Origin of the sequence: Nocardioides malaquae (assembly GCF_015070385.1) — a bacterium.
Taxonomy (GTDB): domain Bacteria; phylum Actinomycetota; class Actinomycetes; order Propionibacteriales; family Nocardioidaceae; genus Nocardioides; species Nocardioides malaquae.
Window position 1 is genome coordinate 1 of record NZ_JADCSA010000287.1, and the last position, 279, is coordinate 279.

1 protein-coding gene is annotated in these 279 nt (G+C 53.0%); it reads right to left on the minus strand.

The window, feature by feature from the left end; translation table 11 throughout:
- Nucleotides 1-279 (minus strand): aspartate-alanine antiporter-like transporter (locus IEQ44_RS15730; protein ID WP_438861858.1); only part of this gene is annotated, 279 nt, incomplete at both ends.

Genomic DNA, 279 nt, shown 5'->3' on the forward strand with positions numbered 1-279 from the left:
CGCGGAAAATAACCCGCAACATCCACATGGTGAACAAAATCCCGCAAATGCCGAATGGATACGCCATCGCGTAACTCATCCCCATCTGATCGACCATTTCCATTGGTGTACCCAGGTCGCGCAAAATCTGCTGCCCTGCCCCCAGCGCTGGCGTATTGGTAACCGCACCGGAGAAAATCCCCAGCACTACCGGCAGTGGAATATCAAACAGTTTATGCAGGATGGCGGTAACCAGACCACCGATGATGACGATCAGAACAGCAAACAGGTTGAGGCGTA